Below are 9205 nucleotides of genomic sequence, written 5' to 3'. Positions count from 1 at the left end.
TCACGGCAGGGGCGCGGGCGCTCCTGGACCTGGGCCGGGAGATCGACCGGGCCTGCGGCGGGCGGCGCGTCACGCGCCTGGACATCGGCGGCGGCCTGCCCGTGAGCTACGGTCCTTCGAGTCCCGCTCCCTCCATGGAGGAGTACGCCCAGGCCCTGCGCCGGGAGTGCCCCGAACTGTGGGACGGATCGCTTCGCCTGTTCACGGAGTTCGGACGCTGGATGTTCGCGGGGCAGGGCTTCGCGGCGGCGCGGGTGGAGTATGTGAAGGAGCAGCCCGGAAGGCGCACGGCGGTGGTGCACCTTGGGGCGGACATGTTTTTGCGGCCCTGCTACCTGCCCGACACCTGGCGGCACGAACTGGACGTGGCCGCCCCGGACGGAACGCCCAAGGAGGGGCCGCGCACCCCCTGGGACGTGGCCGGGCCGCTGTGCTTCGCCGGGGATTTTCTGGCGCGGGGCCGGGAGCTGCCGGAAATGGCGCCCGGCGACTGGCTCGTCGTGCGCGACGCCGGGGCCTACACGCTCTCCATGTGGTCGCGCTACAACAGCCGTCAGGCCCCCAAGGTCCTGGGCGTGGACGAAGGCGGCGTGGAAGTGCTCAAGGCGCGCGAGTCCGTGGAGGACGTGCTGCGCTTCTGGGGGTGAGGGAAAGGAGCGGACGGGGGCGGCCCGGCCCGGGCAGGGCGGTTGCGCGCTTCAGGGAACGCACGGGGCGAACGGGGGAGCCATGCGACGCGGGAAGATCGTGCGGGCGGGGTTGATGCTGGCGGCGTTGCTGGTTCTGGCCGCCGTGGAAGCCAGCCCGGCAGCCGAGGTGGAATCGCTCCAGGACGCCTGGAGGGTGATCAGCCGGAAGCGCTTCGTGGACCTCACCCACGCCTTCGCGCCGGGCATCCCGCACTGGAAGGGCTTCCCCGACGAGCAGCGGGAGGTTCTCTACTGGTACGAGCCGGGCAAGGGCTCGGCGGGCAGCGGCTTCTTCGCGCAGCGCTACTCCCTGCCGGGCCAGTGGGGCACCCACGTGGACCCGCCCGCGCATTTCGTGCCGGGCCTGCGCACCGTGGACCAGATCGACGTGAAGGAGATGATCCTCCCCCTGGTGGTGCTCGACGTGCACGAGGCCGTGGCCGCCGACCCGGACTACGTGGTCACCCTGGACGACGTGCGCGCGTGGGAGAGCCGCAACGGCGAGATCCCGCGGGGGGCGTTCGTGGCACTGCGCACGGACTGGTCCAGGCGCTGGCCGGACGCGGCGGCCATGCAGAACAAGGACGAGGCGGGCGTGTCCCATACTCCCGGCTGGAGCCTGGAGGTGCTGGAATTCCTCTACGAAGTCCGGGAAATCACCACCTCGGGCCACGAGACCACGGACACCGACCCGGGCCTCGCCACCTCGCGCGACGACTATTCCCTGGAGGCCTACGTGCTGGGGAGGGACCGCTACCAGATCGAACTGCTGGCCAACCTGGACCAGGTCCCGGAGTCCGGCGCGCTGGTGGTGGCCGCGTTCCCCAAGCCTCAGGGAGGCTCCGGCTTCCCGGCCCGGGTGTTCGCCATCCTGCCCTGAGGGGAGGGCGGAGCGTTTCGGAATCGGTTCAGACTTCGGGAGCCACCTCGGGCATACTCGTTGTCTTGGCGATTAGGGCTGTCACTCGAGGAACCAACGGTAGTCGAATTCGTCGAGTTGTTTTGCCTTCGATTCGGCGAAACGTCTTGCCTCGCGCAGTCTTGCCGTGCGTCTTGTAGCAATATCCAGCCCGTAAAGAGCAATGGTGAAACGGGCTTTGGCTTGGAACTCCTCCGAGGCGGCTGGAGAGGGGGCTATTGCGCCGGTCAAGTAGTCGACGATGAAATACGCCTCGAACGAGTACGCCGGATCGGCAGGATTGATCAGGTCTGGACCATACTTTTCACCCTTCCTGGATTGGCAGACGTCACAGCACGGGAACAGGTTGTTCCAGGTGTAGGCCAGTTCGGGAGATGTTTTTTTAGGTTTGAAATGTTCGATGGTCTTTCTGCTTTCCACGCCTGCCGTGCCGTCACAGAAGGCGCATCGATCGCCTGTTGGCTCAAATAGTTTCTCGCGAACAACAGCGCCACAGCTTGTATCAGGCCATGAAAAGGACGTTTTCGCATGAGCTGCCTTTTTTGCGAGATAATTGTCTCTCCACGCCAAGGCGTTCGCCGCGAGGCATTGCGGCTCTTCCGGCCTGTTGTACGGCAACATGCGTCAGGAGGCGTGTCTGATGCGGTTGATCTGGCGCAGTTCACGGTCCACGATGAAGGAGACCTCCTCGCTGCTGGGCCGTAACTCCTCCGCCAGAGTAAACAGCTCTTCTTTGCCTTCGCCCGTCTTGAGGTAGCTGTCTCGCAGCGAATAAAAGCGTTCGAATTGCTTTTCGATCTCCTCACCGAACTCCTCTTTCACGTCGAAGACTTCCTTGAGGATCAGGCTGTAGCTCTTGGCGGGATTGGAGCGGATGCCCTTGATCTCGCGCTCGCGCTGCTTTCCTTTCTCCGGCAGCTCGTAAATCCAGGCGTGGTCCACGGAGCCCACCACGAAGGGGGAGTGCGTGGAGGCGAAAATCTGCGCGTTGGGCAGGAGCTTCTGCGTTGCCGGAAGGATGCGGCGCTGCCACTTGGGGTGCAGGTGGATGTCGATCTCGTCCAGCAACAGAATGATGGGCTGGGAGAAAATGTCCCCGGGCTGCGCCCAGGGAATGCGCTCCAGTCGCTGAGCGAGGTCGCAAACCCAGCTCAGGATGGACTTGAGGCCGTCGGGAAGGGTGTCCAGGGGGACTTTGTCGCCGTTGACGGTCATGGTGACGGCGAGGGGTTCTGTGGATAAATCGAAGGAGACGTTCAGTTCAGAGATGTCGCGAATGAAGTCTTGAATATTGTAAAGGTTCTTTAGATACTGGTTTGGTTCTTTCGTTTTGTCGAGTGACGAGACGGCATACTTTGTTATGGTGCTGGCAATCCATTGCGTAACGCTATTAATGCTCTGTGATGAGAATGAGAGGGCTTCCTTGAGAGGGTGTTCAGTGTTTTCTTTGATGGCTGTGACTATGTAGTCTTTGATGTTGCGCTGGCCAGAATATGCGGCGACACAATATGACATTTTTGTTGACACGAAATAGTCAATGTCAGTGGCTAGTCTTCCGTAGTGATAATTCAGAGGGCTTGTTGTTTTGTTTGTGATAGTTGCTGTGTCGAGCGCAATCGAAAATGATCCATATTCTGTGGAGTGAGTGAGTTGTCCAAAGTCGCACGAGAGTCCTTCGGGTGATTCTCTGAAGACGTTAGTCAGTTTGAAGGGAGTGCTGTTGAATTTGTAGTCAATTGTTGAATTTTCAGATCGGAATCGTCTGTCAACCAGGCCACGTTCTTTGAGAGAAAACAACCTCGCAATCGCATACAGCAACGTGCTCTTCCCGCACCCGTTCGGCCCGGTGAACAGGTGCACCTCGGCCAGTTCCTTGTCGGCCTCGGCGTCCTCGATGGGCGGGAAATGGATCAGCACGTCGTCGAAGACCCCGACGTCTTTCAACGCGATGGCTTGCAGGCGGTAGGGGCATGTCATGCGGAAATCCTCGGAATCGTTTCCAGAAGGTTAGCTACTTCGCGCCCTTCAGGTCAACCTCCAGCTCGCCCAGCACCTGGGCCAGGGCCTGGTTGTAGCCCTCGGCCAAACCCGAGGCGTCCTTGAAATTGGCCGGGATGGGCACTTCCTTGCGGTAGTTCTTGGAGAAGGCCACCTGGTAGCGCTCGTTCTGGTTCTTCAGCAGGAAGAACTGGATCTCCAGCACGGCCTTGGGCGCGGCGCGGTCGCGGAAGTCGCCGTAGAGGGCGTTGACCATGCCCTCCAGCAGGTGGGTGTCCTGGACCTGGCTGGTGGAGTCCACCACGTTGCCGAAGAGCCCCGCGCGGCCCATCCACTGCTCGGTCTGCTGGGTCAGGTTCAGGGCGGGCTGCACGAAGAAGGCGTGGTAGTAGTCGGCCTCGAAGCTCACCTCGTCCAGCCTGTAGACCATCTCCTTGCCCTGGTAGGCCGGGCTCACCTGGAGCGGGCGCACCTTGAGCACGCTCTTGTCCCGGGCCGGGGCGGCGGCCTCGGCCCGCACGGCCGTGATGTTGAAGAGCCTGCGCTCCGGGGCCGGACGGTTGAGCGGCGTGGAGCACCCTGCGGCCAGGCAGGCCAGGGCCAGGCAGAGCGCGGCCAGGGCGGGCAGTCCCGGCAGCCGCCGGGCGCCTGGCGTCAGAAGGCTGGGGGCGCTTGCGCGCCGGGGGCGGGCGGCCGGACCTTCCGGGCGGTGGGCGCGGTTCGGGGCGCGGTGGAACGGGGCGGCTGGCCGGTTCATTTGTTCTTCTCCGGGTTGGTTTTGGCCGGGGGCGCGCCGAAGAACAGCCGGGAGGGGTTGCGCTTGGCGTCGCCGGTGAGGTCGTTGAGGTTCTCGAAGGCCTGGCGGCCCTGCTGGAGCAGGCCCTGCACCTCGTCGCGCTGGCTGGCCAGGATGGTGCTGGCCTCGCGCAGGAGCTTGCGCAGTTCGGCGATGGCCTGGGGCAGGTTGTCGGTGGAGACCTTGATGTTGGCCAGGGCCTCGCGCAGGTGGGAGAGGGCCTCCTTGGACTCGCGGCTGCCCATGAGGTGCTGGAGGTGGTCGTTGGTCTTGCGCAGGTCGGTGATGAGGCTGTCCACGTTGGCGGAGAGTTCGCCCACGTGGGCCTCCTTCACGGCGTCGCGCAGGCCCACCAGCAGGCCGTTGAGGTTGCCCACGGCCGTGTCCACTCCAGCCTCTTCGATCTTGCGGATGAGCTTGGAGAAGGTCTCGAAGGTCTCCTCCAGGCGGGCCATGGTGGAGGGGGAGGAGGGCACGTAGTAGTATTCCGGGGTCCAGTCGATGGGCAGGGGGGTGTTGGTCCTGGGGTTGACGTAGTCCATCTCCAGGTAGCCCGTCCCCGTGACGCCCTGGGGGGCGATGCGCACGCGCAGGCCGTATTCCACCTCGCGGCGGATGGCCTCGCGCAGGTCCTCGCGGGTCTTGATGGCCAGGGCGGACTCTCGGTCCAGGCTCATCTCCACGAGCACGTAGCGGAAGGGGATGTCCTTGATGTCGTGATACTTGTTGAAGACGAAACGGATGCGTTCCACCGAGCCGATCTTCACGCCCTTGAACTTGAGCGGCGAGCCCACGTCGAGCCCCTGCACGGACTCGTCGAAGTAGCTCTCCAGCATGATCTTGTCCTTGCGCAGGGAGCCCAGCCCGAAAAACAACAGGGCCAGCACCGTGAGGGCGGAGGCGCTCAGGATGAAAAGGCCCAGCTTGAAGTAGTTGGCGCGCGCGCTCATGGTCTGGCCTGAGCCTCCCGGTTGAAGAACTGGCGCACCTTGGGGTTCGCGGCGTGGTCGCGCAGCTCGGCGGGCTTGCCCATGGCGATGACGCCCTTGGAAGCCCCGTCGAGCATTACGACCCGGTTCGCGATGGCGTAGATGCTGGCCAGCTCGTGGCTGACGATGATGAAGGTGATGCCCATGTTGGCCGAGAGGGTCAAGATGAGCTCGTCCAGCCCCGCCGAGGTGACGGGGTCCAGGCCGGCCTGGGGCTCGTCCAGGAAGAGGATGCCCGGGTCCAGGGCCATGGCGCGGGCGATGGCCGCGCGCTTCTGCATGCCGCCCGAAAGTTCCGAGGGCAGCTTGGCCTCGGCGCCCGCCAGGCCCACCTGCTTGAGCTTCATGCGCGCCACGGCCTCGCGGGCATCGCGCGGCAGGCGCGTGAACTCCTCCAGGGGCAGGCAGACGTTCTCCAGCAGCGTGAGCGATCCGAAGAGCGCGCCGGACTGGTACATTACCCCGAAGGAGCGCAGGATCTCCCGGCGCTTCCGGCCCTGGGCCCTTGCGATGTCGCGTCCGTGGATCAGGATGCTGCCGGACATGGGCGGGTAGAGCCCGATCAGGTGCTTGAGCAGCGTGGACTTGCCGCACCCCGAGCCCCCCAGGATCACGAACACCTCGCCCTGCTCCACGCTGAACGACAGGTCCTTGAGCACCACGGTGTCGCCGTAGCCCAGGGTGAGGTTCTCGACTGCCAGGCAGACGGCCATCACCAGCCCATCACGTAGAAGACCACGGCGAACACTCCGTCCGCCACGGCGATGAGGATGATGCCCGAAACCACCGCGCTAGTGGTGGCCGCGCCCACGGAACTGGCCCCTCCGCGCGTGCGCAGGCCCCGCTGGCAGCCGATGGCGCACACCAGCAGGCTGAACACCAGGGCCTTGAACATGCCGCCGGTGAAGTCCCCCAGGGTCACGTAGGCCTGCACCTGGTTGACGAAGCTCACCAGCGGATAGCCCAGCGAGAGCATCACCAGCGCGCCGCCCACCAGCCCCGCCAGGTTGAAGAAGATGGTGAGCAGGGGCGTCATGGCCATGGCCGCCAGCACCCGCGTGACCACCAGGAAGCGCACGGGGTCCAGCCCCATGGTCACCAGGGCGTTGATCTCCTCGTTGACGGTCATGGTGCCGATCTCGGCGGCGAAGGCAGAACCGGAGCGCCCAGCAAGGATGATGGCCGTGACCAGCGGACCCAACTCGCGCAATAGGGACAGGCCCAGCAGGTTGGCCACGAAGATCTCGGCCCCGAACTGCTTGAGCGGCATGGCCGACTGGAAGCTCATGATGAGCCCCATGAGGAATCCGATGAGCACGATGATGGGGAATGCGTCGGCCCCGGCGGTTTCGGCCACGCGCAGGGCGTCGCGCCAGCGCACGCGCCCGGGATTGGCGGCCGCTGCGGCCAGGGCCGTGGCGAACTCGCCCACGAAGGTCACCAGGGCGAAGATGTCCTCGAAGAGGACCATGGCCTTGCGCCCCACCTCCTCGGGCAGTCCCGGGCGGGATTGCTCCTCCGGGGGGGCGTCCAGGTCGGCGGGGGAGAACTCGTCGTAGAGGGCCTGGAAGCGCGCGTTGAGTCCCGAAAGCCGGAACGAGGCTCCGGCGGCCTCGGCCTTGCGGCGCATTTCCAGGAGCAGGGCCAGGCCCGAGCCGTCGCAGTAGTTTACGTCCGAGGCGTCCACCTCCAGGCAGGGGCCGGGACGGGAGGCCCGGCGCAGGGCGTCGCTCCAGAGTTCCGCGACGCCCTTGGCGTCGAGTCGGCCGGACAGGCGCACGCGCTGCCCTCCCTGGGCGGGCGCGGCGGCGAGTCTGGCGGTGGGGGAGCTTGGCATGGCGAGTCCTTCTTGCGGGGCCGAGCCCTGCCTACGCCAAGGGCGTGGACCGGTCAATGCGCGGGCCGCCGCAGGCGAACATGAAACATGGTTCATCCGGCTTCGCGGGTGCGGGCGGGAGCGATCCGCTCCTTGCGGGCGGGCGTGGAAAGGGGCATACAGTTTGGTATAGCCCTTCACCCCAAACCCCTCGGAGGACACCATGCCCAGATTCCTGCTTGCGGCCAGCCTCGCCGTCCTGCTGGCTGTCTCCGTGCAACCGGCCCAGGCCGCCAAGAAGGCCGCTCAGTTGACCGAGGCCCAGATGATCAGCGCCACCTACGCCCAGGGCGTGGACCTGATGAACGCCCGCAAGTGGAGCGCGGCCATCGAGGCCTTCAGCAAGGTGATCGACAACCCCAAAACGCCCAAGGACATCCTGTCCAACGCCTACGCCGACCGGGGCGCCTGCAAGTCCAACAAGAAGCAGACGGACGAGGCCGTCCAGGATTTCAACAAGGCCATCGAACTCAATCCAGATCTGCAAAACGCCCTCTACGAGCGCGGCCGCGCCCTGGCCATGCAGGGCAAGCACGCCGAAGCCTACAAGGACTTCAGCAAGGCCATCGAGAAGTCGCAGCCCAGCATCATCACGGCGGGTTACTACTACAACCGGGGCATCTGCGCCATGAACATGTCCCCGCCCAACCCCGACCAGGCCAAGCAGGACTTCGCCATGGCCAAGAAGCTCAACCCCAAGTTGAAGATCCCCGAGAAGTACAAGAGCCTCTAGTCCCGCATGGGTGGCCGGGCGCGCGGTTGCGCGTTCCGGCCGCCGGGCCTATTCCCCGATGATCTTCACCAGCACGCGCTTTTTGCGTCCGCCGTCGAACTCGCCGTAGAAGATCTGTTCCCAGGGGCCGAAGTCCAGCTCCCCGGCGGTGACGGCCACCACGGTTTCGCGGCCCATGATCTGGCGTTTCATGTGGGCGTCGGCGTTGTCTTCGCCCACGTTGTGGCGGTACTGCCCCACGGGGGCGTGGGGGGCCAGTTTCTCCAGCCAGACCTCGTAGTCGTGGTGCAGGCCGGATTCGTCGTCGTTGACGAAAACCGAACTGGTGATGTGCATGGCGTTCACCAGCACGAGCCCCTCGCGCACGCCGGACTCGCGCAGGCACTGGCGCACCTGGGGGGTGATGTTCACGAATGCCCTGCGGCCGGGGACCTCGAACCAGAGTTCCTTGCGGTAGCTTTTCATGGGGGCTTTGTAGCCGGGCGGGGCCGGGGCTTCAATCCCCGGAAGGCCGCCGCGCGCCCTGCGGTTCCCGGGGGGGGAGGCGGCGACGCGGGGCTTCGGTTCCGGACGGTTTCCCGCGCGCCCTGCTTGCCCGCGGCAGCCTGCAGGCGCGGGGCTTCGGGCCCGGGCGGCCTCGCCCCGGCGGCGCTCAGGGGACGTGCAGCGGGAACTCAAGGACGAAACGCGTGCCCCGGTCCGAGGCCGCCGAGAGCGTCCCGTGCAACTGGTCGGTGAGCATGGAGACGATCTGCAGGCCGAGCGACGCCAGGGAGTCGATGGAGAACCCGGCGGGCAGCCCGGCGCCGTCGTCCTCGATGGTCAGGGTGACGATCGCGCCCCGTACTTCCGCGAGAACTCCCACCTCGCCGCGCTCCCTGTCCCGGAAGGCGTGCTTGAAGGTGTTGGTGACCAGTTCGTTGACGATGAGCCCGAAGGGGATGGCCTGGTCCAGGGCCAGAGTGAAGGGGGCCACGCGGGTGCGCACGGCCACCGCGCACGTCCCCTTGAAGGCCGCCTGGATCGCCGGGAGGAGCGCGGACAGGTAGCCGGCCATGTCGATCCTGGCCAGGTCCTGGGATCGGTAGAGCTGCTCGTGGATGAGGGCCATGGACATGATGCGCCCCTGGCTCTCGCCGATGATCCGCCGGGACTCGGCGTTGGTGACGCCCTGGCCCTGCAGGCTGAGCAGGCTGCTGATGATC

11 protein-coding genes are annotated in these 9205 nt (G+C 65.5%); 3 read left to right on the top strand and 8 right to left on the bottom strand.

Annotated elements, in window-relative coordinates; genetic code table 11:
* Together ACV4UX_RS15155 and ACV4UX_RS15150 are read left to right on the top strand one after the other, a co-directional pair.
* A partial coding sequence (locus ACV4UX_RS15155) for a type III PLP-dependent enzyme domain-containing protein (protein WP_491594119.1) occupies nucleotides 1-647 on the top strand: 647 nt, incomplete at its 5' end.
* An 82-nt stretch (nucleotides 648-729) separates the two neighbouring features.
* A complete protein-coding gene (locus ACV4UX_RS15150) occupies nucleotides 730-1569 on the top strand; it encodes a cyclase family protein (protein WP_491594118.1) in 840 nt (279 codons plus the stop codon).
* 81 nt (nucleotides 1570-1650) lie between these two features.
* Here ACV4UX_RS15150 and ACV4UX_RS15145 read toward each other — a convergent pair whose 3' ends face one another.
* Genes ACV4UX_RS15145 through ACV4UX_RS15120 form a run of 6 tightly spaced genes read right to left on the bottom strand, consistent with a single transcriptional unit; the run spans nucleotide 1651 to nucleotide 7228 of the window.
* A complete protein-coding gene (locus tag ACV4UX_RS15145; protein WP_491594117.1) occupies nucleotides 1651-2229 on the bottom strand; it encodes a retron system putative HNH endonuclease in 579 nt (192 codons plus the stop codon).
* 3 nt (nucleotides 2230-2232) lie between these two features.
* On the bottom strand, nucleotides 2233-3585 hold the full coding sequence (locus ACV4UX_RS15140) for an AAA family ATPase (RefSeq protein ID WP_491594116.1): 1353 nt from the start codon (nucleotides 3583-3585) through the stop codon (nucleotides 2233-2235).
* A 34-nt stretch (nucleotides 3586-3619) separates the two neighbouring features.
* Entirely contained in the window at nucleotides 3620-4363 is a 744-nt protein-coding gene (locus ACV4UX_RS15135; RefSeq protein WP_491594115.1) for an ABC-type transport auxiliary lipoprotein family protein, read from the bottom strand.
* Nucleotides 4360-5352 carry an MlaD family protein gene (locus ACV4UX_RS15130; protein ID WP_491594114.1) on the bottom strand — a complete coding sequence of 331 codons (993 nt, stop codon included), beginning with the start codon at nucleotides 5350-5352 and terminating at the stop codon, nucleotides 4360-4362. The genes ACV4UX_RS15135 and ACV4UX_RS15130 overlap by 4 nt, the downstream gene beginning before the upstream one ends.
* Nucleotides 5349-6104 carry an ABC transporter ATP-binding protein gene (locus ACV4UX_RS15125; protein ID WP_491594113.1) on the bottom strand — a complete coding sequence of 252 codons (756 nt, stop codon included), beginning with the start codon at nucleotides 6102-6104 and terminating at the stop codon, nucleotides 5349-5351. Before ACV4UX_RS15125 ends, ACV4UX_RS15130 begins: the two co-directional genes overlap by 4 nt.
* A complete protein-coding gene (locus tag ACV4UX_RS15120) occupies nucleotides 6104-7228 on the bottom strand; it encodes an ABC transporter permease (protein WP_491594112.1) in 1125 nt (374 codons plus the stop codon). The genes ACV4UX_RS15125 and ACV4UX_RS15120 overlap by 1 nt, the downstream gene beginning before the upstream one ends.
* Before the next feature lie 202 nt (nucleotides 7229-7430).
* On the opposite strand from ACV4UX_RS15120, the gene ACV4UX_RS15115 reads away from it, so the two are divergent.
* Complete coding sequence (locus ACV4UX_RS15115; protein WP_491594111.1) at nucleotides 7431-8000, top strand: tetratricopeptide repeat protein; 570 nt, start codon at nucleotides 7431-7433, stop codon at nucleotides 7998-8000.
* A gap of 48 nt (nucleotides 8001-8048) precedes the next feature.
* Here the strand turns inward: ACV4UX_RS15115 and ACV4UX_RS15110 are convergent, their stop codons facing one another.
* A complete protein-coding gene (locus tag ACV4UX_RS15110) occupies nucleotides 8049-8465 on the bottom strand; it encodes a secondary thiamine-phosphate synthase enzyme YjbQ (RefSeq protein WP_491594110.1) in 417 nt (138 codons plus the stop codon).
* A 187-nt stretch (nucleotides 8466-8652) separates the two neighbouring features.
* A partial coding sequence (locus ACV4UX_RS15105; protein ID WP_491594109.1) for a sensor histidine kinase occupies nucleotides 8653-9205 on the bottom strand: 553 nt, incomplete at its 5' end.

The organism is Fundidesulfovibrio sp., from assembly GCF_058402725.1.
Note: the sequence above shows the minus strand (reverse complement) of the source record. Positions and strands in the feature narration are given on the sequence as shown.

Excerpts from the sequence above, each read along its gene's own strand:
- ACV4UX_RS15150 (WP_491594118.1), top strand. The coding sequence starts at position 730 with ATGCGACGCGGGAAGATCGTGCGGGCGGGGTTGATGCTGGCGGCGTTG.
- ACV4UX_RS15145 (WP_491594117.1), bottom strand. The coding sequence starts at position 2,229 with ATGTTGCCGTACAACAGGCCGGAAGAGCCGCAATGCCTCGCGGCGAAC.
- ACV4UX_RS15140 (WP_491594116.1), bottom strand. The coding sequence starts at position 3,585 with ATGACATGCCCCTACCGCCTGCAAGCCATCGCGTTGAAAGACGTCGGG.
- ACV4UX_RS15135 (WP_491594115.1), bottom strand. The coding sequence starts at position 4,363 with ATGAACCGGCCAGCCGCCCCGTTCCACCGCGCCCCGAACCGCGCCCAC.
- ACV4UX_RS15130 (WP_491594114.1), bottom strand. The coding sequence starts at position 5,352 with ATGAGCGCGCGCGCCAACTACTTCAAGCTGGGCCTTTTCATCCTGAGC.
- ACV4UX_RS15125 (WP_491594113.1), bottom strand. The coding sequence starts at position 6,104 with ATGGCCGTCTGCCTGGCAGTCGAGAACCTCACCCTGGGCTACGGCGAC.
- ACV4UX_RS15120 (WP_491594112.1), bottom strand. The coding sequence starts at position 7,228 with ATGCCAAGCTCCCCCACCGCCAGACTCGCCGCCGCGCCCGCCCAGGGA.
- ACV4UX_RS15115 (WP_491594111.1), top strand. The coding sequence starts at position 7,431 with ATGCCCAGATTCCTGCTTGCGGCCAGCCTCGCCGTCCTGCTGGCTGTC.
- ACV4UX_RS15110 (WP_491594110.1), bottom strand. The coding sequence starts at position 8,465 with ATGAAAAGCTACCGCAAGGAACTCTGGTTCGAGGTCCCCGGCCGCAGG.